This is a genomic window from Rathayibacter sp. AY1C4 (genome assembly GCF_002932195.1).
Classification (GTDB): Bacteria; Actinomycetota; Actinomycetes; order Actinomycetales; family Microbacteriaceae; genus Rathayibacter.
The window spans coordinates 126,711-149,761 of the sequence record NZ_PSWE01000003.1 but is presented as its reverse complement, the minus strand read 5'-3'; the positions used below and the strand labels follow the sequence as shown (position 1 = coordinate 149,761).

Below are 23,051 nucleotides of genomic sequence, written 5' to 3'. Positions count from 1 at the left end.
CCAGCGACGTCCCGATCAGCCATCACCCCCGTGAGGACGGTTCCCATGGCCTCCGCCCAGCCCTCGACCCCGGCCCGCGCCGTGCCCTTCCTGGGCATGCCGCCGGCGCAGGGGATGTACGACCCGGCCGCCGAGAAGGACGCGTGCGGTCTCGCGATGGTCGCCACCATGCGCGGCACCGCCGGCCACGACATCATCGACGCCGCGCTGAACGCGCTGCGCAACCTCGAGCACCGCGGCGCCGTCGGCTCCGACGCGGGAACGGGCGACGGCGCGGGGATCATCACGCAGATCCCGGACGAGTTCCTCCGCGCGGTCGCTCCCTTCGAGCTCCCGCCGCTGGGCCAGTACGCGGTGGGCAACGCCTTCCTCCCGGTGGACGTGTTCGAGCGCGAGCGGGTCAAGTCGACGATCGCCGACATCGCCCGCGAGGAGAACCTCGCCGTGGTCGGCTGGCGGTCCGTGCCCGTGCAGCCCGACGAGATCGGCACGCTCGCCCGGGCCGCCATGCCGGCGATCGAGCAGCTGTTCATCCGGAGCGAGCTGACCGACGAGAGCGGCACGCCCCTCTCCTCCGTGCGCCTCGACCGCCTGACCTTCCGCCTGCGCAAGCGCGTCGAGCGCGAGCTCGAGGTCTACTTCATGTCGCTCTCGAGCCGCACGCTCGTCTACAAGGGCATGGTGACGACGCTCCAGCTGGAGCCGTTCTACCCGGACCTGTCCGACGAGCGCTTCGCGTCGAAGCTCGCGCTGGTGCACTCCCGGTACTCCACCAACACCTTCCCCTCGTGGCCGCTCGCTCAGCCGTTCCGGATGATCGCGCACAACGGCGAGATCAACACGGTGCAGGGCAACCGCAACTGGATGCGCGCGCGCCAGTCGCAGCTGAAGAGCCGCGAGCTGGGCGACCTGGCCCCGCTGTTCCCGATCGTCTCGCCCGGCCGCAGCGACTCCGCCTCGTTCGACGAGACCGTCGAGCTGCTCAATCTGGCCGGCCGGTCGCTCCCGCACGCGATCATGATGATGGTGCCGGAGGCCTGGGAGAACCAGGACGGCGCGCTCGACCCGAAGCGCCGCGCGTTCTACGAGTACCACTCGATGCTCATGGAGCCGTGGGACGGCCCGGCCGCGATCGTCTTCACCGACGGCGAGCTCGTCGGCGCCACCCTCGACCGCAACGGGCTCCGACCCGGCCGCTACGTCGTCACCGACGACGGGCTCGTGGTGCTCGCCAGCGAGATCGGCGTGCTCGACATCGACCCCGCGAAGGTGGTCCGCAAGGGACGCCTGCAGCCCGGCCGCATGTTCCTGGTCGACACCGAGCAGGGCCGCATCGTCGAGGACGAGGAGATCAAGGGGCAGCTCGCCGCCTCCGGTCCGTTCGAGGAGTGGCTCGAGAAGGGCCGCATCAACCTCAAGGACCTCCCCGAGCGCGAGCACATCGTGCACACGCCCGCCTCGGTCAACCGCCGCCAGCGCACCTTCGGCTACACCGAGGAGGAGGTCCGCCTCCTCCTGCTGCCGATGGCGCGCGCCGGTGCGGAGCCGCTCGGAGCGATGGGCTCGGACACCCCCGTGGCCGTCCTGTCCAAGCGCCCCCGCCTGCTCTTCGACTACTTCACGCAGGCCTTCGCGCAGGTGACGAACCCGCCGCTGGACTCGATCCGCGAGGAGGTCGTGACCTCGCTCCGCCTGGGCCTCGGCCCCGAGCGCAACCTGCTGACCGCCGGTGCCGAGCACGCGCGCCAGGTCGTCCTCGACTTCCCGGTCATCGACAACGACGAGCTCGCGAAGATCCAGCACATCGCGCCGCGCCCGCTGAGCCACATCACCACGACGATCCGCGGCCTCTACCGCGTCGACGCGGGACCCCGCGCGATGCAGGACCGCATCGACGAGATGTGCGACGAGGCCGACGAGGCCATCGCCGCGGGAGCGCAGTTCCTGGTGCTCTCGGACCGCGACTCCACCAAGGACCTCGCGCCGATCCCCTCGCTGCTGATGCTCGCCGCCGTGCACCACCACCTCATCCGCACCGAGAACCGGATGCGAGTGGGGCTCGTGGTCGAGGCGGGCGACGTCCGCGAGGTGCACCATGTGGCGACGCTCATCGGCTACGGCGCCTCCGCGGTCAACCCGTACCTGGCGATGGAGACCTGCGAGGACCTCGTCCGCAGCGGCATGCTGTCGGACGTCTCGCCGGAGAAGGCCGTGAAGAACGTGATCAAGGCGCTCGGCAAGGGCGTGCTGAAGATCATGTCCAAGATGGGCATCTCCACCGTGTCGAGCTACGCCGGGGCGCAGACCTTCGAGGCCGTCGGCCTCAGCCAGGCGTTCGTCGACCAGTACTTCACCGGCACCGTCTCGAAGCTCGGCGGCATCGGCATCGACGTCGTCGCCGAGGAGAACGCCGCGCGTCACCGCGCCGCGTACCCCGAGGACGGCGCGATCGTCGCGCATGAGCGCCTGGCGGTCGGCGGCGAGTACCAGTGGCGCCGCGACGGCGCCCCGCACCTGTTCAACCCGGACACGGTGTTCCGCCTGCAGCACTCGACGCGCAACCGCCGCTACGACGTCTTCCGCGAGTACACGAAGATGGTCGACGACCAGGCGAGCTCGCTGATGACCCTCCGCGGCATGTTCAAGCTCGACACCGCGGGGCGCACGCCGATCCCGATCGACGAGGTCGAGCCGGTCGAGGCGATCGTCAAGCGCTTCTCGACGGGCGCGATGAGCTACGGCTCCATCTCGCCGGAGGCGCACGAGACGCTCGCCATCGCGATGAACCGCCTCGGCGCCAAGTCGAACACCGGCGAGGGCGGCGAGGACACCGAGCGGCTGCTCGACCCGGAGCGCCGCTCCGCGATCAAGCAGGTCGCCTCGGGCCGCTTCGGCGTCACGAGCATGTACCTCACCCACGCCGACGACATCCAGATCAAGCTCGCCCAGGGTGCCAAGCCCGGCGAGGGCGGTCAGCTCCCGCCCACGAAGGTGTACCCGTGGATCGCGCGCACTCGGCACGCGACCGCCGGTGTCGGCCTGATCTCGCCGCCGCCGCACCACGACATCTATTCGATCGAGGACCTGAAGCAGCTGATCTTCGACCTCAAGCGGGCGAACCCGTCGGCGCGCATCCACGCGAAGCTGGTCAGCCAGTCGGGCATCGGAGCGGTCGCCGCCGGCACCGCGAAGGCCCTCGCCGACGTGATCCTCGTCTCGGGTCACGACGGCGGCACCGGCGCGAGCCCGGTGAACTCGCTCAAGCACGCGGGCACGCCCTGGGAGCTCGGCCTGGCCGAGACCCAGCAGACGCTGATGCTCAACGGCATGCGCGACCGCGTGGTCGTGCAGGTCGACGGCCAGATGAAGACCGGTCGCGACGTCGTCATCGGCGCGCTGCTCGGAGCCGAGGAGTTCGGCTTCGCGACGGCTCCGCTGATCGTCGAGGGCTGCATCATGATGCGCGTCTGCCACCTCGACACCTGCCCGGTGGGCGTCGCGACGCAGAACCCGGAGCTGCGCCAGCGGTTCTCCGGCAAGCCCGAGTTCGTCGTCAACTTCTTCGAGTTCATCGCCCAGGAGGTGCGCGAGTACCTCGCGCAGCTCGGCTTCCGGAGCGTCGACGAGATCGTCGGCCACCGCGAGCTGCTCGACGTCGACCAGGCGATCGAGCACTGGAAGGCGAGCGGGCTCGACCTGACGCCGATCCTCGTCGGACCGGTCTTCACGGCGGAGGAGCCTCGCCGCCACGGCCGCGCGCAGGAGCACGAGCTCGAGCACCACTTCGACAACGAGCTGATCCGCCTCGCGGCGAACGTGCTCGACCACCGCGGCACCGTGCGGATCGAGCGCGAGATCAAGAACACCGAGCGCGCCGTCGGCACCATGCTGGGCCACGAGGTCACCGTCCGATTCGGCGAGAACGGCCTGCCGGCCGACTCCATCGTCGTGTCGCTCCGCGGCTCGGCCGGGCAGTCGCTCGGAGCGTTCCTCCCCGCCGGCATCACGCTGCGGCTCGAGGGCGACTCCAACGACTACGTCGGCAAGGGCCTCTCGGGCGGCCAGATCGTGGTGCGGCCGGACCGCCGCAGCACCTTCGACGCCTCGACGAACGTGATCGCGGGCAATGTGATCGGCTACGGGGCGACCCAGGGCACGATGTTCATCCGCGGGATGGTCGGCGAGCGCTTCCTGGTCCGCAACTCCGGCGCCACCGCGGTGGTCGAGGGAGTGGGCGACCACGCGCTCGAGTACATGACCGGCGGCCTGGCGGTGATCCTCGGCGAGACCGGGCGGAACCTCGGCGCCGGCATGTCGGGCGGCACGGCCTACATCCACGGCCTGCGCCGCGAGCTCGTGAACCGCGACGCGATCGCCTCCGGCGAGCTGACCCTCTCCGAGCTCGGCAGCGCCGACGTGGAGATCCTGCGCGACCTGCTCGAGCGGCACGTCGCGGAGACCGAGTCGACCCTGGCCCAGGGGATGCTCGACGATTTCGACGGAACGGTCTCGCGCTTCGTCAAGGTACTGCCCCGCGACTTCGCCGCGGTGCTCGCGACGCGCGCATCCGCTGTGGAGGAGGGGCTCGACCCCGACGGCGACGTCGTCTGGGGACGGATTCTGGAGGTGACCGGTGGCTGATCCCAAGGGGTTCCTGAAGGTGCAGGACCGGGAGCTGCCCAAGCGGCGTCCCGTGTCCGTCCGCCTGATGGACTGGAAAGAGGTCTACGAGCAGGGCGACTCCGCCGTGCTGCGCCGGCAGGCGGGCCGCTGCATGGACTGCGGCATCCCGTTCTGCCACAAGGGCTGCCCGCTGGGGAACCTGATCCCCGAGTGGAACGATCTGATGTGGCGCGGCGAGGGCCGCCAGGCGATCGAGCGCCTGCACGCGACGAACAACTTCCCGGAGTTCACGGGCCGGCTCTGCCCGGCGCCGTGCGAGTCGTCCTGCGTGCTCGGCATCAATCAGCCCGCCGTCACGATCAAGCAGATCGAGGTCTCGATCATCGATCAGGCCTTCGGCAACGACTGGGTGCAGCCGCACCCGCCGGAGCGCCTGACCGGCAAGACCGTCGCGGTCGTCGGCTCCGGCCCGGCGGGGCTCGCCGCCGCTCAGCAGCTCACCCGCGCCGGGCACACCGTCGCGGTCTACGAGCGCGACGACCGCATCGGCGGCCTCCTGCGCTACGGGATCCCGGACTTCAAGATGGAGAAGAAGCACCTCGAGCTCCGCCTGAACCAGATGAAGGCCGAGGGCACCCGGTTCCGCGCGGGCGTCGACATCGGCTCCGACATCACCTGGGACGACCTGCGGGCGCGCTACGACGCGGTCGTGGTCGCCACCGGTGCTCTCGTGCCGCGCGACCTGCCGATCCCGGGTCGCGACCTCGACGGCGTGCACTTCGCCATGGAGTACCTCGTGCAGTCGAACCGCGCGATCGCGGGCGACCGCGTCTTCGAGCAGATCTCGGCCGAGGGCAAGCACGTCGTCGTCCTGGGCGGAGGCGACACCGGAGCGGACTGCATCGGCACCGCCCACCGCCAGAAGGCCGCGTCGGTCACGAACCTGGCGATCGGGCAGCAGCCGCCGTCGCAGCGCCCGGACAGCCAGCCCTGGCCGATGGACCCGACCGTGTTCGAGGTCTCGAGCGCCCACGAGGAGGGCGGGGAGCGGATGTTCCTCGCGTCGACCGTGGAGTTCCTCGCGAACGAGGGCGGCGAGGTCCGCGCGGTGCGCGTGGCCGAGACCGAGTACCTCGACGGGCGCCGCGTCCCCAAGGCGGGCACCGAGCGCGAGATCCCGGCCGACCTGGTCCTGCTCGCCCTCGGCTTCACCGGCCCGGAGGCGGACCACCTCGGCCGCCAGCTCGACGTCCCCTTCACCGAGCGCGGCAACGTCGCGCGCGGCGACGCCTTCGAGACCACCGTCCCCGGCGTCTTCGTGGCCGGCGACGCCGGGCGCGGCCAGTCCCTGATCGTCTGGGCGATCGCGGAGGGCCGCTCCGTCGCGGCCGAGGTCGACCGCTACCTCGAGGGCACGACCCAGCTGCCGGCGCCGGTCGGCCCCAACGACCGGGGCTTCACGCTCTAGTCCCCGGGACGCGATAGTCTCGGCCCGCCAGCAATCAGCTCACCCTCCCCGCTAACGACGCGCCTCCGGGCGCAGAACAACGGAGCACCCCCTCAATGAGACGAGCGAAAATCGTCGCCACCCTCGGCCCGGCAACGTCGTCGTACGAGACCATTCGTGCGATCATCGACGCCGGCGTGGACGTGGCCCGCATGAACCTCAGTCACGGAAGCTACGACGTCCACGAAGGCATCTACCGCATCGTGCGGAAGGCCGCGGACGACGCCGGGCGCGCGGTCGCGATCCTCGTCGACCTGCAGGGTCCGAAGATCCGCCTCGGCAAGTTCGAGGGCGGCCCGTACGCCCTCGCCGAGGGCGACGTCTTCACCATCACCACCGAGGACGTCCTCGGCACGCGCGAGCTCTCGGGCACCACGTTCAAGGGCCTCCCGGACGACGTGAACCCGGGCGACATGCTCCTCATCGACGACGGCAAGGTCGCTGTCCGCGTCACCGCCGTCGAGGGCCCCCGGGTCGTCACCGAGGTCGTCGTCCCCGGCAACGTCTCGAACAACAAGGGCATCAACCTGCCCGGTGTCGCGGTCAACGTCCCCGCCCTCTCCCAGAAGGACGAGGACGACCTCCGCTGGGCGATCCGCCTCGGCGCCGACATCATCGCCCTCTCCTTCGTGCGCAACGCCAGCGACATCGAGCGCGTGCACGAGATCATGGCGGAGGAGGGCCGCAAGGCTCCCGTCATCGCCAAGATCGAGAAGCCGCAGGCGGTCGACAACCTGCAGGAGATCATCGACGTCTTCGACGGCATCATGGTCGCCCGCGGCGACCTCGGCGTCGAGCTGCCCCTCGAGGCGGTGCCGATCGTGCAGAAGCACGCCGTCGAGCTCGCCCGCCGCTGGGCGAAGCCGGTCATCGTCGCGACCCAGATGCTCGAGTCGATGATCGAGAGCCCCCGCCCCACGCGGGCCGAGGCCTCGGACGTCGCGAACGCCATCCTCGACGGCGCGGACGCGGTCATGCTCTCGGGCGAGACCAGCGTCGGAGCCTGGCCCGTCGTCACCGTGCAGACCATGGCCCGCATCGTCGAGTCCACCGAGGAGCACGGCCTGGAGCGCATCCCCCCGCTGGGGAGCAAGCCCCGCACCCAGGGCGGATCCGTCACGCTGGCCGCCGCCGAGGTCGCCGAGTTCGTCGAGGCGAAGTTCCTCTGCGTGTTCACCGAGTCGGGCGACTCGGTCCGCCGCATGACGCGCCTGCGCCACGGCATCCCGATCATCGGCTTCACCCCCGAGCCCGCCGTCCGGCGCCGCATGGCGCTGAACTGGGGCGTCCAGTCCTTCGTCACGCCGCGCGTCAACCACACCGACGCGATGTTCGCGCAGGTGGACGCGGTGCTGCTCCGCGAGGGCCTCGCCCAGGCGGGCGAGACCGTGGTCGTCGTCTCCGGATCGCCCCCCGGGCGCGCCGGCACGACGAACGACATGCGGGTGCACATCGTCGGCTCGTCCAGCTCGGCCGACAGGGTCGAGAACTGGGACCACTGAGTCCAGCACCCCCGGAGGGCCCGGTCGCGCGAGCGGCCGGGCCCTCCGGCGTTCCCCGGCGGTCCGCGTGGCGGGACGCGCCTCCGCGGGCGGATACCGTGGACCCATGCGACTCGGCGTGCTCGACATCGGCTCCAACACGGTCCACCTGCTCCTCGTCGACGCGCACCCCGGCGCCCGCCCGGTGCCCTACCGCTCGCACAAGCGGAGCCTCGCTCTCGTGGCGCACCTCGACGAGGCGGGGGAGATCACCGAGCGTGGCCAGCGCGAGCTGATCGCGTTCGTGACCGAGGCCGCCGAGGTCGCCCGCGAGCACCGCGCGGAGGACCTGCTGGCGTTCGCGACCTCGGCGATCCGCGAGGCCGGCAACGGCGCGGCGGTCCTCGACCGGGTCCGCGCCGAGACGGGCGTGCACCTCCAGGAGCTCGGCGGCGAGGCGGAGGCGTCGGCCACCTTCCTCGCCGTGCGCCGCTGGTTCGGCTGGGGCGCGGGCTCGATCCTGGACCTCGACATCGGCGGCGGCTCGTTCGAGCTCTCGATGGGCGTGGACGAGGTGCCCGAGCTCGCCGTGTCGGTCCCGCTCGGAGCGGGGCGGGTGACGCGGGACCTGCTGGTCGGCGATCCCGCCTCGGCCACGAGCGTGAAGGCTGCCCGGCGTCACGCCCGCGAGGTGCTCGCGGAGCCCGTCCGCGGCTTCCTCGCCCTGGGGCGCCCCGACCTGGTCGCAGGCACGTCGAAGACCTTCCGGTCTCTGGCGCGGATCACCGGCGCCGCTCCGAGCGCCGCCGGTCCGCTGGTGCGCCGGGAGCTGCACCTGGTCGACCTCCGGCTGTGGTCCGCTCGCCTCGCCGCGATCAGCGCGGCCGACCGCTCAGCGCTGCCCGGCGTCTCCGCTCTGCGGGCTCCGCAGCTGCTCGCGGGCGCTCTCGTCGCGGAGGCGGCCATGGACGCCCTCGGCATCGAGACGCTGGTGATCTGCCCCTGGGCCACCCGCGAGGGGCTGATCATCCGCCGCTTCGAGCTGCTCGACGCGCAGATCCAGCGCGAGGACGTTCAGCTCAGCGCGATGCTGTAGGACAGCGACCGCCGGCCGCCCGGCTCGAGGACGATCTGGCGCGGCTTGTCGACGATGTCGCCGTCCCAGCCCTCGGGGGTCGGGACGCTCCGCCAGGGCTCGAGGCAGACGAACGGGGCCCCGACGGGCTTCCACACGCCGACCACGTCGAAGTCCCCGGTGTCGACGACGATCGCGCGGGCGGCGCCGTCGGCCTCGAGCCGGAGGGTCCGCCGGCGCGGCTCGTCGAAGATCATCACGCCCTCCTCGAAGTGCGCGTCGTCCACTGTCAGGACCCCGTCCTCGAGCGGCGCCGGGTGGCGCGCCTCGAGCAGCAGGTTCTCCGGAGCGCGGCGGTACCCCTCCGGCTCGGGCTGCGCGAAGCGGATGCGGTGCTCGCCGCGGCCCTCGGGCAGCGGCAGCGCGAAGGCCGGGTGGTTGCCGAGCGAGAAGCCCAGCGGAGAGGGACCCCTGTTCTCGACGGTCTGGGTGATCCGGAGCGAGGCGCCGGTCACGGCGTAGGCGATGAGGAGCGTCCAGTCGAAGGGGAACACCGCGCGCGTGGCGTCGTCGCTCCGGAGCCGGAACACCGCCTCGTCCGCCGAGACGCCCGCGAGCTCGAAGACCCGGTCCCGCGCGAAGCCGTGCTGCCCCATCCGGTGGTCCGCGCCGTCGTGGTGCAGCGTGTCGCCGGGGAGGCGCCCGATGATCGGGAACAGGACGGGAGCGTGCCGGCGCCACTCCGGGCCGGCCTGCCACAGGTACTCGCGGCCCTCGTCGTCGCGGAGGGACGTCATCTCGGCCCCGGCGGTCGTCAGGGCGAGGCGCAGGCTCTCGCTGCCGAGGGTGAGGACGGTGGGCGCGGGGGAGTCGCTGCTGGTCATCCTCCGATTCTGCCCGTCACGCGGTGCGGGCGGGGGTGTCGGCGGCGCGTGGCAGCATGGGGCGGTGCCTCCCGAGTCGACCCCTTCCTCCTGGCGCGCCCGCGTCGGCGAGCTCAGCGGACCCGCCGAGGCCGAGTCGCCGCCCGTCCTCACTCCGATCGGGCTGCAGTTCGAGCTGCGCCGGCTGGTGCGCCGGGCCGACGATCCCTGGCGGGCGCCGGCGAGCGAGCGCGTCACGGCGAAGACCTACGACGCCGCCGAGCGCCGCGACCACCGTCTGGCCACCCGCCCCGTCGTCCGCGGGCGCGGGGGCGCCTGGAACCGCACCACCCTCACCTGGAAGTCGCTGAACTTCCAGACCCACCGGCTCTCGCTCGACCCCGCTCACCAGCGCTGGTTCGCCGAGTTCGCGGCCCTGCACCGCGCCACGCGCACCGTCCACCTGGGGCAGGACCCCGACTGGATCCACCTCGACGACTACGAGAGCCCGCTGCTCTGGCGGCTGCTCGAGCAGGCGCAGGCCGCCGGGATCCCGCTGCTCGCCCCGGAGAAGGGCGCGGTCCGCCTCGCCGGTCCCGCCCATGTGGCGGTGACGGTCTCGGCGGAGGCGGGAGGCCTGCGGCTGCGGCCCGTCCTGCGGATCGACGGCGCGGAGCACGCACCCGAGTCGGCGCGTCCGGTCGCCCGGCACGGCGTCTACGCGGTCGAGGGCGGCGATCCGTCCTCGCTCCTGCTCGCGCCCGCGTCCCTGCCCTTCGACGACGAGGAGCTGCGGCTCCTCGACCACCCCGAGGAGACGGAGGTCCCGGCGGAGGACGTGCCCGAGTTCGTCGGCGAGCACCTCCCCGCCCTCCGCGGCCGCGTCGCGGTGCGCGAGGAGGGCGTCGACCTCGTCCTGGACGATCCGGAGCCCCCGCGCCTGGTCTGCACGGTCTCGTTCGAGCCGCGGCGCGCCGTCAGCGTGGGCTGGCACTGGCGCCGCTCGGCCGATCGCGCGGGCGAGCTCGACGGCACGGCCGACGCCGCTCTCGAGCGCGCGGTGCTCCGCCGGGTGCGCTCGGTGCTCGGCGAGGCCGGGTCCGCTCTCGTGCCGGAGCCGGGGACGAGCGCGGTCCTGCGCGGGGCCGAGGCGGCGGTGTTCGTGGTGGAGCAGCTCCCGCAGCTGGAGGGGATCGGCGGGGTCCGGATCGAGCGCGAGGGCGCGGCCCCGGACTACCGCCTGCTGACCGGACCGCTCACGCTCACCATCACCGCGGTCGACACCGAGAGCGCCGACTGGTTCGACCTCGGCGTCGTCGTGACCATCGGCGACGCGACCGTGCCGTTCCTGCCCCTCTTCCGCGCTCTGGCCGCGGGCGGCGACCGCATCCGCCTGGTCGACCACTCCTACCTCTCGCTCGCGCACCCCGGCCTCGACCGGCTCCGGGAGCTGCTGACCCGGGCGGACGAGCTCGAGGAGTGGGAGACGGGACCGCGGCTCGGCCGGCACCAGGCCGGGCTGTGGAACGAGCTGGAGGAGCTCGCCGACGAGAGCGTCCCCTCCGACGCGTGGCGCGCCGTGCTCGACTCCGCGCTGGCCGCCGGGTCGCCGGAGGACGTGGAGCCGCCGGAGGGCCTGACCGCCCGGCTGCGTCCGTACCAGCGGGCGGGCTACGCCTGGCTCGTGCACCGCCTCCGTCACGGGCTCGGCGGGATCCTGGCCGACGACATGGGCCTCGGCAAGACCCTGCAGGCGCTGGCCATGATGCTCGACGCGGTCGAGGAGGCGGGCCGCGCCGGGATCCGCCGCGCGCCGTTCCTCGTGGTCGCCCCCACCTCGGTCGTGCCGGGCTGGCGCTCGGAGGCCGAGCGCTTCGCGCCCGCCCTGCGCGTCCACGTCGTCGCGAGCTCGCGGGAGGGCGCGCTCGACGCGATCCCGGCCGACGCGGACGTGGTCCTCACCAGCTACGCGGTCCTGCGCCTCGGCGGCGAGCGCTGGGCGTCGAGGACGTGGTCGGCGCTGATCCTCGACGAGGCCCAGTTCGTCAAGAACCCCGCCTCGCAGACGCACCGGGCCGCCCGCGGGGTCGGCGCGCCCGTCACGCTCGCGCTCACCGGCACACCGCTGGAGAACTCGCTCGACGAGCTCTGGGCGGTCCTCGCCCTGGTGGCGCCCGGGCTCCTGCCGCCGCTGCGCCGCTTCCGCGAGGAGTACACCCGGCCGATCCTGCACGCGGAGGCGCCCGTCGGCATCGCCTCGCCCGATCTGTCCGAGGGACGGACCGTCAGCCACACCGAGGGCGCGCGCCGCCGCCTCGAGAGACTGCGCCGGCGACTGCGTCCGTTCCTGCTCCGCCGCACCAAGGAGGCGGTGGCGCCGGAGCTCCCCGAGAAGCAGGAGCAGACGATCGAGGTCGCGCTGACGCCCGCCCACCGGGTGCTCTACGACGGCTACCTCCAGCGCGAGCGGCGGAAGCTCCTGGGCCTGGTCGACGACCTCGACCGGCAGCGCTTCACGGTGTTCCGATCGCTCACCCTCCTGCGCCTGCTCGCGCTCGACGCGTCCCTGGTCGACCCGGCCTACCGGCACGTCCCGTCCGCGAAGCTCGACGTGCTCGTCGAGCAGCTCGACGACGTGATCGCGGAAGGCCGTCGGGCCCTCGTCTTCAGCACCTTCACCTCGTACCTGGAGCGGGCGGGGGAGCGGCTGCGTCGGCGCGGCATCCCGTTCGTGCAGCTCGACGGCTCCACGCGGGACCGCGCGGGAGTGATCGAGGAGTTCCGCTCGGGAGCCGCGCCCGTCTTCCTGATCAGCCTGAAGGCGGGCGGCACCGGGCTCACCCTCACCGAGGCCGACCACGTCTTCATCCTCGACCCGTGGTGGAACCCGGCGGCCGAGGCGCAGGCCGTCGACCGCGCGCACCGCATCGGCCAGGAGCGGCGGGTGAACGTGTACCGGCTGGTGGCGACGGACACGATCGAGGAGAAGATCGTGCGCCTCCAGGAGCGCAAGGGCCGCCTCAGCACGGCGGTGCTCGACGAGGGCGAGCTCTTCGCCCGGGCGCTGTCGGCCGACGACGTCCGCGAACTGCTGGCCGAGTGACCACGGCCCCACGAAGGGTGACAGAACGGCCAGCCGCGGCCCAGGATCCGAGCGCACACTGAGCGGATGAGACGCCGCCGCCCCCGCCCCCGCGCCGACTGGATCGTGGCACTCGAGAAGGGCGACGACGCCGGGCTCTTCGGACCGGGCAGCGCGGTCTGGGCGGTCAACGGCGGCCTGCCCACGATGATCGCCGGAGTGCGGGCTCTGCTCATGCAGACCCTCCACGCCGGAGCGATGGCCGGTGTGCACGACCACTCCCGCTACCGCGAGGACCCGATGGGCCGGCTCGACAACACGGTCCGCTGGGTCCTGACCACCAGCTTCGGCGACACCGCCGCGGCGAGCGGAGCGGCGCGCTGGGTGACCGGCGTGCACGAGCGGATCGTCGGCTCCTACGAGGACGCCGGCGGGCGTGAGCGCTCCTACTCGGCGCAGGACCCCCGCCTGCTGCTCTGGGTGCACGACGCCTTCACCGACGCGTTCCTCGGCGCCCACGAGATCTGGGGCGGACGGATCCCCGGCGGCCCCGACGCCTACGTGCGCGAGTGGGCCGCCTCCGGCCGGCTGCTCGGAGTGCAGGATCCGCCCGAGAGCGTCGCGGAGCTCCGCGCGCAGCTCGCCGGATTCGCGGGCGAGCTCAAGCCCGACGCACGCGTGCACGAGGCGGTCGGCTTCCTCCGCGACATCCGGCTGCCGGGCGAGGCGGGCGTGGTCTACCCGCTGCTGTTCGCCGGCGCGGTCGCCTCACTCAGCCCCGAGGTGCGGAGGCTCCTGGGCCTCCGGCGCCCGTGGTGGCCCGCGATCACGGCGAACCGCCTGCTGTTCGTGTTCCTGGGCCGGTATCTCGGCCGGGTCTCGCCGAGCGAGCAGGCCGCGATCGACCGCATCGCCGGCCTCGACCAGGTTCGTACGGGCGCCTGACGCTCTTCCCGTACACCTGTCCGGGAAGTGGTAGACTGACGTCGATGACTCCCGCCCGCCTCGCCTCCGTGCCCGCGGCGGAGTCCCCCTCGGCGCTCGGCTCCGCCGATCCGCGAGCCCGGCGCACCCGCCGCCGCGTGTTCGACGCGGTCGAGCGGCTCGTCATGCAGAGCGACGGCGAGAGGGCCGAGGGCATCGCGGTGAGCGACATCGTGCGCGAGGCCGGGATCAGCCGCAGCTCGTTCTACGCCCACTTCGACGACGCGGCGGGAGTCGCCTCCGCGCTGCTCCGCCAGGACCTCGTGGTCGCCGACGTCGCCGAGGGCGATCCCGCCGACCGCTCCGGAGCCGACGCCCTGCAGCGCGGCTACTCGCGGCTCGTCGAGCGGCTGGTCGACCGCCACGCCTTCCATGCCCGGCTCCGCGCGCGGCCCTCCGCCCGGGTCGCCTCCGACGACGCCGTGCTCGACACGGCGCTCGCCCTGCACCGCGAGGTGCTCGCCCGGGTCGACGTCCCCGCAGCGGTCGACCCCGAGCTCACCGCGGTCTTCGCGGCCGGCGGCGTCCTCTCCGTGGTCGGCGCCTGGCTCGCCGGCTCCCTCGACGGCACCGACGAGGAGCTGGTCGAGCACCTCGTCGCGCTGCTCCCGGCCTGGCTCGCCGCGGCGCCGCTGCGCCCCCTGGACTCCTCACTCCCACCACGCCCCACGACGAAAGGCACGACATGATGACATTCGAGGTCGGCGAGACCCTGGTCTACCCGCACCACGGAGCGGTGACGATCACCGGGCTCGAGAAGCGCTCGGTCAAGGGCGTCGAGAAGACGTTCATGACGATGAACGTGCACACGAGCGAGCTCACCATCACCCTCCCCGTCGAGAACGCCGAGCTCGTCGGCGTCCGCGAGATCATCGACGACGCCGGAGTCCAGGCGGTCTACGACGTCCTGCGCAGCGACGTCGCGGAGGAGGCCAGCAACTGGTCCCGCCGCTTCAAGGCCAACCAGGAGAAGATGGCCAGCGGCAGCGTGTACCGCGTCAGCGAGGTCGTCCGCGACCTGTGGCGCCGCGAGCAGGCGGGCGGCGTCTCGGCCGGCGAGAAGCGGATGCTCCTCAAGGCGCGTCAGATCCTCGTGTCGGAGCTCTCGCTCGCCCTGAAGGGCACCGACGAGGAGGCCTCGGCCAAGCTCGACGAGGTCCTCGCCTCGGCGATCTGACCCCGCGTCGCGGCGGGTCGGCTCACTCGGGCCGGCACGCCGCGATGATCCTCGCGGCGACCTCGTCCTGCGAGGCGGAGCCGTCGATCCGCACCAGGAGCTCGCGCTCGTCGTAGACCTCCGCCAGAGGAGCCGTCTCGCGCTCGTAGACCTCGATCCGGTTCCGCACCACCTCGGGGTCGTCGTCGGCGCGGTCCTGCTCCTGCGCCCGCACGTGCAGCCGCTCGAGGACCACGTCCGCGTCGGCCGTCAGCAGCACGACGCACGAGAGCGGCGTGCCCCGCTCCTCGAGGAGCTCCGCCAGCGCGTCCACCTGGGCGAGCGTGCGCGGGTAGCCGTCGAGGATGAACCCGTCCCGGGCGTCCTCCTCGGCGATGCGCTCGGCGACCAGGGCGTTCGTCAGTTCGTCCGGCACGTACTCGCCGGCCTCCACGAGCGCCCGCAGACGCCGTCCGAGGTCGGTGCCGTCGGCGACGTGCGCGCGGAACAGATCGCCGGTGGAGATCGCCGGCACCCCCAGCTCGCGCGACAGCACGGCCGCCTGGGTGCCCTTGCCCACGCCGGGCGGGCCCATCATGATGACGCGCATCGCTCGTCCTCCTCGGTGTCGTCAGGCGATGCTAGCGGTGCGGAGCGGGGTGGCCGGTGCACACCGCGCCCGTAGGCTGGCGGGACGAGCCGAGGAGGAGCGATGCCCGCAGCACCCGGGGCCGAGCAGGCCGCCGCCGATCTGGCCGCGCTCCTGCGCGAGCTCTCCGCAGAGCTCGACGCCCGCGGCATCGCCGACCAGGCCGTCGCCGAGCTGCGGACGCCGCGCGCGATCCTCGGCTTCCGCCGCAAGCCGGTGATGGCGCCGGTGACCCGCGCGTGGCGCCTCGGCGTGGTGCTCCTCGGACGCGAGGGCGAGCTCCTCGCGACGGGATCGGTCACTCGTGCCGTCGCTCCGCTGCACGCCAACAACCAGTCCGAGTCGCAGGAGGCGCGCCGCGAGATCCGGCGCGCCGCCTTCGACGGTCCGTTCCAGGAGGGCGAGATCGTCAACTACGGCTGGCGGCGCCTCGCACTGGACGCCGCAGCGCTCGAGTCGGGCCAGGAGCCGCTGGCCCTGCGCGGCTCCGAGGTGCTCGTGCGCTGGGCGCCCGGTCTGGGCGAGCAGGGACTGATGCCGCTGCGCCGGTACCTGGCCGACCGCCTCGACCTCCTCGAGGCCGACTAGCGCCGGGTCACTCCTCCTCGGCCACCGGGTGGAACCACGGCGGGTAGACGGCGACGCGGGGAGAGGCGTCGATGCCCTCGAAGAGAGCCTTGACGCGGTTGCGGGCGGCGACCGACGCCACGCCGACCGTCGCGACGCCCTCGAGCGGGAAGCGCTCGGGCACGAGCGCCTCGGCGCTGCGCAGGGCCGGCTCGTCGACCAGGAGGCGCGCGAAGGTGCGCACGAGCGCGTCGCCCTCGGTGAAGCGCGTGAGGACGTGGGAGGCGTCGCCGTCGCTCAGGACCGGGGCGGAGGCGAGCGAGCCCACCAGGACGACGTACTGCGAAGCGGTGGTCTCGTGGGCGCTCGGCGACCAGTGCGGAGCGACCCGCTCGCCGCGCAGGTCGGCCCAGAGGGCGGCGTCGGGGGAGAGGAAGAAGGGCACGAAGCCGGCGACGCTGACGCCGTCCTTCACCTGCACGGCACGGCGGTGCTCGCGGGTGGTCTCGGCGCTGACGTCGATCGCGGGGCGCTCCTGGAGCTGCTGGTCCGCCAGGATCGCGCCGGCGGCGACGATCGCCTCGAGGTTGTCGAGGTGGGTGACGTGGTAGATCCGCTGCGCGGCGATGTCGACCTTCGGCAGGGGCTTCTCGCGCGCCGTGCCGCGGGCGGCGGCGCGGGCGGTGGCCGCACGGGAGGTCCCGGGCACGCGCGCGGGGGCGCGGGTGGCACGGCCGACCTGCTCGGGGAGCTTCTTCGGGGTGCAGACGTCGCAGAGCGCGATGTCGAGGCCGTGGATGCATTCGGTGGGCACTCTGGATTCCTTCTGCGCGCGGGCTCGGGGTTCCGCCGCAGGGACGACGTTACGCGACCGGGGCCCCCGCGCGTCCCGGCGGCGGGGATCTGCGGAGCCGCGGCGTCCGCCCGGGCATCCTCTGGGAGGCGCCGGAGCACCGCTCCCCGCCGCGTAGCGTGAGCGGGATGAAGCGCGTGCCGCCCGCCGAGGGCCAGGAATCCGTCTGGGACTACCCGCGACCCCCGAGGGTCGAGACCACCACCGAGCACGTGGTCGTGCGGCTGGGCGGCGTCGTCGTCGCCGAGTCCCGCGACGCTCTCCGCGTCCTCGAGACGAGCCACCCTCCCGTCTACTACCTCCCCGTGTCCTCGTTCGCGCCCGGGGCGCTCGAGCCCGCGCCCGGCCGCAGCATCTGCGAGTTCAAGGGCGCGGCCTCCTACCTGACCGTGCGCGGGGGAGGAGGAGCGGTCGCGGAGGCGGCGGGCTGGACCTACCCCGAGCCGATGGCCGGCTTCGAGGCCCTCGTCGACACCGTCGCCCTCTACCCCGGCCGGATGGACTCCTGCACGGTCGACGGCGAGGCGGTCCAGCCGCAGCCGGGCGACTTCTACGGCGGCTGGATCACCTCGCGCGTGGTCGGTCCGTTCAAGGGCTCGCCGGGCACGATGTTCTGGTGAATCAGACGGGGGAGGGCGGACCGAGCGGATCCTGGACGAGGACCGCTCGTGCGGCGTCGATCCCCGAGGCCTCCAGCGTCCATTCCGGCCGCACCAGGGTCTCCGGTGTGACGCGGAACCGCAGCTCCTCGACCGGCGCACCGTCCGGACCGACGATCCGGTGCGTCCCGTTCGGCCGGTAGCCGAGGGCCTCCGAGACCCGGATCGAGCGGGTGTTCCAGGCGAGAGCGGCGCTCTCGGCGACCTCGGCTCCGAGGTGGTCGAAGGCGAGGAGGAGGACGGCCGCTCGCATCTCCCGCCCGAGGCCGCGGCCCTGCGCCGAGCGGGTGAGCCACGAGCCCGAGGTCAGGGTGCGGGTGGCGGCGAAGGACTCGGCGACCACGTCCTGGCAGCCGACGACCCGGCCGTCCTCGACCACGGCGAACGCGACGCGCCACGACTCCCGCGTCGTCTGCGCGCGCTGCGACCAGTGGAAGCGGGCGAGCTCGCCGGGCAGGCGCTCCGCCGGCGCCTCGGCCCAGGGGGAGGGGAACGGCGAGCGGCCGCTCTCGTGCACGCCCGCGAGGGCTGCCTCGGCGAGAGGGCCGAGGTCGGCGTCGCGGACCGGATGCAGCTCGAGCCGCGGCGTGCGCAGCTCCAGCGAGAACAGGGGCCAGGGGTCGGTGCTCATCCGACGACGCTAGCGAGCGGAGGCGCGCACCGCGCGACCAGGCGGGTACCGGTGGTGGGACTCGAACCCACAAGCCCTCTCGGACAGAGCATTTTGAGTGCCCCGCGTCTGCCATTCCGCCACACCGGCTCATCACCAGCCCGTCGAGAATACCGTAGGCTCATCGGCGTGACTGACCAGGAACCCTCGTCGACCGCACCCCGTCGGGTCGTCGTCGCCGAAGACGAATCCCTCATCCGCCTCGACATCGTGGAGATCCTCCGCGACAACGGCTTCGAGGTCGTCGGCGAGGCCGGCGACGGCGAGACCGCTGTGGCCCTCGCCACCGAGCTGCGCCCCGATCTCGTCATCATGGACGTCAAGATGCCCCAGCTCGACGGCATCTCGGCGGCCGAGCGCCTCTCGAAGGCGCACATCGCGCCCGTCGTCCTGCTCACCGCCTTCAGCCAGAAGGAGCTCGTCGAGCGCGCCAGCGAGGCCGGAGCGCTCGCCTACGTCGTGAAGCCCTTCACGCCCAACGACCTGCTGCCCGCGATCGAGATCGCCCTCTCGCGGTACGCCCAGATCCTCACCCTCGAGGCCGAGGTCGCCGACATGGTCGAGCGCTTCGAGACCCGCAAGCTCGTCGACCGCGCCAAGGGCCTGCTCAACGAGAAGATGGGGCTCACCGAGCCCGAGGCGTTCCGCTGGATCCAGAAGGCCTCCATGGACCGCCGGCTCACCATGCACGACGTCGCGCAGGCGATCATCGAGCAGCTGAGCACGAAGAAGGCCTAGCGCGAGGCCGGGCCCGAGGGCCCACGGCCTCAGGGCCAGAGGCGGGTGCGCTCCCACGGGGAGCCGCCCGCCTCCGTCGTTCCCGGGCGGTACTCGAGACGGGTGTGATCCTGCTCCGGCGCGGTCGAGCCCTGCCAGAACTCGATGCGCTCGGGCACGACGCGGTAGACGGCCCACTCCCGGTCGAGCGTCGCGGGCGAGCAGCCCACGGCGACGCTGGTCTGGAGCGTGACGAGGCCGAAGTCCTGCGCGCTGCGCATCGGCTCGCTCTGGCGTCCGACGAGCAGGGCGGTGCGAGCGGCCTCGGAGCGGCGGCGGAAGTCGTCGGCCGACTCCTGCGCGGAGGCGCGCTCGACCCGGCCCTCGACCCGGACCTGACGGCCCTGGACCGGCCAGAAGAAGGTCAGCGCGGCGTGCGGGTTCTCCTCCATGGCGCGTCCCTTGGGGCTGGTGGCATGGGTGGAGAACGCCCAGCCCGCCTCGTCGATCTCGCGCAGCACGAGCACGCGCGCCGAGACGGTGCCGTCGTCGGAGGCGGTGGAGAGCGTGGCGCCGTGGGGGAGGAGCTGGCCCGCGTCCTTCGCCTCCTCGAGCCACTGCGCGAACAGCTCGAGAGGATCGGCCGGAGCCGCCTCCGCATCGAACGAGGGCAGCTCGGAGGGCATGGACGGGAGGCTCTTGAGGAGATGGCGAAGGCTCATCCGCTCAGTGTCGCCCTTCGGGCACCACCGGGCACAGTCGCGCGCCGTCGCTTGACAGTGCCGCTCGCCGCGGTGCCGGGTCCCCGAGCGGCGCGGCCGACCGGTCGATCCCCCGTCAGTCGCAGGCACGGGCGGTCCCGACGGCGGTCGCGGTCCTGGGCGTGGTCGTCGCCCTCCACTCCCGCGAGGGGGACCCGTCCGCTCCCGTCAGCGGGCGTCGCGGATGATGTTGGTGATCCGCACGGTGGAGAGGCGGCGCCCCTCCTGGTCGCGCACGACGATCTCGTGGGTGGTGAGGGTGGAGCCCAGGTGGATCGCGTCGCAGGTGGCGATCACGAAGCCCGAGTGGACCGACCGGCTGTGGCTCGCGTTCAGCTCGATGCCCATCGCCAGGCGGCCCGCGCCGGCGTGCACGTTCGCCGCGATCGAGCCCATCGACTCGGCGAGCACGACGTGTGCGCCGCCGTGCAGGATGCCGACCGGCTGCCGGTTGCCCTCGACGGGCATCGAGGCCACCGAGTGCTGCGGGGTGAGCTCGTGCCAGAGGATCCCCATCCGCTCGGCGAGCTCGCCCATGCCGCGGCCGATCCCGGCGACCAGGTCGAGCGCGGGCGGGCGGTTCCAGGCGGTCGTGGTGGGGGTCGGCTCGGTCACGTCGCTCCTCGCGCTGGAGCCTCGGAGCGGCCCTGACCGGCGGGCGCGAGCGGGCCGATCCGGTGTCGGAGGCGCTGTGTAGTCTGGCCCTGTGTCAGATCCGGAACAGCCTACCCTCCTGCTCGTCGATGGCCATTCCCTGGCGTTCCGGGCGTTCTACGCGCTCCCGGTCGACAGCTTCCAGACCCGCGAGGGCCAGCACACGAACGCCATCCACGGCTTCCTCTCGATGCTGATCCTGCTGCTGAAGAACGAGAAGCCGACCCACCTCGGCGTCGCGTTCGACATCTCCCGCTACTCGTTCCGCACCCGCGAGTACCCGGAGTACAAGGGCACCCGCGGCGAGACGCCGCCCGAGTTCAAGGGCCAGGTCCCCCTCCTCGAGGAGGCGCTGCACGCCATGAACATCCGGACCGTCTCGAAGGAGGACTTCGAGGCCGACGACATCCTCGCGACGCTCGCGCGCCAGGGGGCCGAGGCCGGCTTCCGCGTGCTGGTCGTCTCGGGCGATCGCGACACCATCCAGCTGGTGACCCCGGACGTCACCCTGCTCTACCCCTCCACCCAGGGCGTCTCGCAGCTCACCCGCTACGACCGCGACAAGGTGTTCGAGAAGTACGGCGTCGAGCCGCACCAGTACCCCGAGATCGCCGCCCTCGTCGGCGAGACGAGCGACAACCTGCCCGGCGTCGACAAGGTCGGCCCCAAGACGGCCGCGAAGTGGGTCAACCAGTACGGAACGGTCGCCGACATCATCGCCCACGCCGACGAGATCAAGGGCGTGGTCGGCGAGAAGCTGCGCGAGCAGAAGGAGAACGCGCTCCGCAACCGCCGCCTCAACCGGCTGGTGACGGACGTCGAGCTCCCCCTCGGGCCGCACGATCTGACGCGCCGTCCGATCGATCCCGACGCGGTCCGCGAGATCTTCAGCCGCCTCGAGTTCAAAACCCTGCAGGAGCGGGTCCTCACGATCGCCGCGGAGGAGGGCGTCGACGGCGCTGCCGCGGCCCTGGCGGGCGACGTGGTCACGACCTCCGCACCCGCCGTCCGCACCCTGGTCGACGAGGAGCTCGCGCACTGGCTCGACCGCGTGTCGGCGAAGGGCACCGCGCCGGTCGCCGTGCAGGTCCTGCTCGGAGCCGGCGGGCTCGAGGGTGTGGGCCTCGCGGTCGAGAAGGAGACGGCGTTCGTCCCGTGGGCCGCCGAGCGGCCCGACTACACCGCGCTCGAGCAGTGGCTGGCCGGGCCCGCCCCCAAGTACTTCGCCGACGCGAAGCCCCAGATCAAGGCGCTGCGGAGGGCCGGACTCCCCGTCGCGGGGCTCGCGTTCGACACCCGCGTCGCCTCCTGGCTGGTGCAGCCCACCGGGCATCCGGCCACGCTCGCGGCGCAGGTCGCGCAGCACCTCGACGAGACCATGGCGCAGGGCGACCCGAACCAGCTGGTCCCCACCGTCGAGCCGATGGGGCCCGCCACCGAGGCCTGGTACGCGTACCGGCTCGTCGCTCCGCTGCGCGAGCGGCTGGGCGAGGGGATGCTCTCGGTGCTCGTCGACATCGAGCTGCCGATCGTCCAGGTCCTCGCGACGATGGAGCTCACCGGCGTCGCGATCGACGCCGACGTGCTGGCGCGCCTCCGCGCCGAGCTGACCGTCTCGGCCGCCGACCTCGCGAGCCGCGCGTTCGCCGAGATCGGCCACGAGATGAACCTCGGCTCGCCCAAGCAGCTGCAGCAGGTCCTCTTCGAGGAGCTCGACATGCCGCGCACCCGGGCCACGAAGACGGGCTACACCACCGACGCCTCCGCCCTCGCCGACCTGCAGGAGTCCCACCCGCACCCGTTCCTCGGGCTGCTCCTCGAGCACCGCGACGCGACCAAGCTCAAGCAGATCATCGAGACGCTCGAGAAGTCGGTCACCGCCGACGGCCGGATCCACACCAGCTACGACCAGACCGGCACGGCCACCGGCCGGATCTCCTCCAACGACCCGAACCTGCAGAACATCCCCGTCCGCAGCGAGGTGGGCCGCCGCATCCGCACCGCCTTCGTCCACGGAGCGGAGGCGAGCACCCTCCTCACCGCCGACTACTCGCAGATCGAGATGCGGATCATGGCGCACCTGTCCGGCGACGCCGGGCTGATCGAGGCCTTCCACTCCGGCGAGGACCTGCACCGCTTCGTCGGATCGCGGATCTTCGGCGTCGATCCGGGCGACGTCACCTCGGCCATGCGCAACAAGGTCAAGGCGATGTCGTACGGCCTCGCCTACGGCCTGAGCGCCTTCGGCCTGTCGAAGCAGCTGCGCATCTCGAGCGCCGAGGCCAAGCAGCTGATGACCGACTACTTCGTCCGCTTCGGCGCGGTGCGCGACTACCTCCGCAGCGTCGTCGAGCAGGCCCGCGAGACCGGCTACACCGAGACGATCTTCGGTCGCCGGCGTCCCTTCCCCGACCTGCAGAGCGCGAACCGCGTCCTCCGCGACAACGCCGAGCGGGCGGCGCTCAACTCGCCGATCCAGGGCTCGGCCGCCGACATCATGAAGCGGGCGATGATCGGCGTGCAGGCCGACCTCGACGAGCAGGGGCTCGGCTCGCGGATGCTCCTCCAGGTGCACGACGAGCTGATCTTCGACGTCGCCCCCGGCGAGGAGGAGCCGCTCGAGGCGGTCGTCCGCGGCCGGATGGCGGGTGCCGCCGACCTGAGCGTCCCGCTCGAGGTGCAGGTGGGCCACGGGTCCGACTGGGACGTCGCCGCGCACTGAGCCGGCCGCAGGGCCTGGCTAGGCTCGG

General features: G+C 72.7%; 18 protein-coding genes and 1 tRNA gene. 12 read left to right on the top strand and 7 right to left on the bottom strand.

All coding sequences use genetic code 11. The annotated features are described in order from the left end of the window. The first annotated feature begins 45 nt into the window (after positions 1-45). The 4 genes from gltB (at position 46) to C5C99_RS02675 (ending at position 8,707) form a co-directional block, all read left to right on the top strand. Positions 46-4,641, top strand: a complete 4,596-nt coding sequence (gene gltB, locus C5C99_RS02690) for a glutamate synthase large subunit (protein ID WP_104221865.1) — start codon at positions 46-48, stop codon at positions 4,639-4,641. Then, positions 4,634-6,091, top strand: coding sequence for a glutamate synthase subunit beta (locus C5C99_RS02685; protein WP_104246790.1), 1,458 nt, complete (start codon positions 4,634-4,636; stop codon positions 6,089-6,091). The genes gltB and C5C99_RS02685 overlap by 8 nt, the downstream gene beginning before the upstream one ends. A gap of 95 nt (positions 6,092-6,186) precedes the next feature. Beyond that, positions 6,187-7,632 carry a pyruvate kinase gene (gene pyk / locus C5C99_RS02680; protein WP_104339554.1) on the top strand — a complete coding sequence of 482 codons (1,446 nt, stop codon included), beginning with the start codon at positions 6,187-6,189 and terminating at the stop codon, positions 7,630-7,632. A gap of 106 nt (positions 7,633-7,738) precedes the next feature. Further along, positions 7,739-8,707, top strand: a complete 969-nt coding sequence (locus C5C99_RS02675; protein ID WP_104232654.1) for an exopolyphosphatase — start codon at positions 7,739-7,741, stop codon at positions 8,705-8,707. Here the strand turns inward: C5C99_RS02675 and C5C99_RS02670 are convergent. Continuing rightward, entirely contained in the window at positions 8,686-9,570 is an 885-nt protein-coding gene (locus C5C99_RS02670) for an aldose 1-epimerase family protein (protein WP_104221873.1), read from the bottom strand. The two genes, C5C99_RS02675 and C5C99_RS02670, sit on opposite strands and share 22 nt — an antisense overlap. A 64-nt stretch (positions 9,571-9,634) precedes the next feature. On the opposite strand from C5C99_RS02670, the gene C5C99_RS02665 reads away from it, so the two are divergent. The 4 genes from C5C99_RS02665 to C5C99_RS02650 all read left to right on the top strand — a co-directional run bounded on the left by C5C99_RS02665 (position 9,635) and on the right by C5C99_RS02650 (position 14,792). Continuing rightward, positions 9,635-12,652, top strand: a complete 3,018-nt coding sequence (locus C5C99_RS02665; RefSeq protein WP_104339563.1) for a DEAD/DEAH box helicase — start codon at positions 9,635-9,637, stop codon at positions 12,650-12,652. Between the two features lie 66 nt (positions 12,653-12,718). Beyond that, positions 12,719-13,576: an oxygenase MpaB family protein gene (locus tag C5C99_RS02660; protein WP_104221875.1), complete on the top strand. Its 858-nt coding sequence runs from the start codon at positions 12,719-12,721 to the stop codon at positions 13,574-13,576. A gap of 44 nt (positions 13,577-13,620) precedes the next feature. Beyond that, complete coding sequence (locus tag C5C99_RS02655; RefSeq protein ID WP_104339553.1) at positions 13,621-14,304, top strand: TetR/AcrR family transcriptional regulator; 684 nt, start codon at positions 13,621-13,623, stop codon at positions 14,302-14,304. Then, the gene (locus tag C5C99_RS02650) at positions 14,304-14,792 is read left to right on the top strand and encodes a CarD family transcriptional regulator (protein WP_068257183.1); all 489 of its coding nucleotides are present in this window, start codon (positions 14,304-14,306) and stop codon (positions 14,790-14,792) included. Before C5C99_RS02655 ends, C5C99_RS02650 begins: the two co-directional genes overlap by 1 nt. A gap of 22 nt (positions 14,793-14,814) precedes the next feature. On the opposite strand, the gene C5C99_RS02645 is transcribed toward C5C99_RS02650, so the two are convergent. Continuing rightward, positions 14,815-15,381: an adenylate kinase gene (locus tag C5C99_RS02645; protein ID WP_104221879.1), complete on the bottom strand. Its 567-nt coding sequence runs from the start codon at positions 15,379-15,381 to the stop codon at positions 14,815-14,817. Between the two features lie 102 nt (positions 15,382-15,483). Between C5C99_RS02645 and C5C99_RS02640 the strand changes: the two genes are divergently transcribed. Next, positions 15,484-16,008, top strand: a complete 525-nt coding sequence (locus C5C99_RS02640) for a hypothetical protein (RefSeq protein ID WP_104225304.1) — start codon at positions 15,484-15,486, stop codon at positions 16,006-16,008. Positions 16,009-16,015: 7 nt separating this feature from the next. On the opposite strand, the gene C5C99_RS02635 is transcribed toward C5C99_RS02640, so the two are convergent. After that, positions 16,016-16,801: a DarT ssDNA thymidine ADP-ribosyltransferase family protein gene (locus tag C5C99_RS02635; protein ID WP_104221883.1), complete on the bottom strand. Its 786-nt coding sequence runs from the start codon at positions 16,799-16,801 to the stop codon at positions 16,016-16,018. 167 nt (positions 16,802-16,968) lie between these two features. On the opposite strand from C5C99_RS02635, the gene C5C99_RS02630 reads away from it, so the two are divergent. After that, complete coding sequence (locus tag C5C99_RS02630; RefSeq protein ID WP_104221885.1) at positions 16,969-17,460, top strand: DUF427 domain-containing protein; 492 nt, start codon at positions 16,969-16,971, stop codon at positions 17,458-17,460. Position 17,461: 1 nt separating this feature from the next. Here C5C99_RS02630 and C5C99_RS02625 read toward each other — a convergent pair whose 3' ends face one another. Both C5C99_RS02625 and C5C99_RS02620 read right to left on the bottom strand, forming a co-directional pair. After that, positions 17,462-18,130, bottom strand: coding sequence for a GNAT family N-acetyltransferase (locus C5C99_RS02625; RefSeq protein WP_104246795.1), 669 nt, complete (start codon positions 18,128-18,130; stop codon positions 17,462-17,464). A 46-nt stretch (positions 18,131-18,176) separates the two neighbouring features. Beyond that, positions 18,177-18,259: transfer RNA gene (locus tag C5C99_RS02620), tRNA-Leu, on the bottom strand. Positions 18,260-18,298: 39 nt separating this feature from the next. On the opposite strand from C5C99_RS02620, the gene C5C99_RS02615 reads away from it, so the two are divergent. Further along, positions 18,299-18,907 carry an ANTAR domain-containing response regulator gene (locus C5C99_RS02615; protein ID WP_104221889.1) on the top strand — a complete coding sequence of 203 codons (609 nt, stop codon included), beginning with the start codon at positions 18,299-18,301 and terminating at the stop codon, positions 18,905-18,907. Positions 18,908-18,936: 29 nt separating this feature from the next. Here C5C99_RS02615 and C5C99_RS02610 read toward each other — a convergent pair whose 3' ends face one another. Both C5C99_RS02610 and C5C99_RS02605 read right to left on the bottom strand, forming a co-directional pair. After that, entirely contained in the window at positions 18,937-19,608 is a 672-nt protein-coding gene (locus tag C5C99_RS02610) for a pyridoxal 5'-phosphate synthase (RefSeq protein WP_104232645.1), read from the bottom strand. A 207-nt stretch (positions 19,609-19,815) separates the two neighbouring features. Next, positions 19,816-20,184 (bottom strand): PaaI family thioesterase, encoded by a 369-nt coding sequence (locus tag C5C99_RS02605; protein ID WP_104222132.1) that lies wholly within the window; start codon positions 20,182-20,184, stop codon positions 19,816-19,818. Positions 20,185-20,353: 169 nt separating this feature from the next. Between C5C99_RS02605 and polA the strand changes: the two genes are divergently transcribed. Further along, complete coding sequence (gene polA, locus C5C99_RS02600) at positions 20,354-23,023, top strand: DNA polymerase I (RefSeq protein ID WP_104267313.1); 2,670 nt, start codon at positions 20,354-20,356, stop codon at positions 23,021-23,023. The last annotated feature ends 28 nt before the right edge of the window (positions 23,024-23,051 follow it).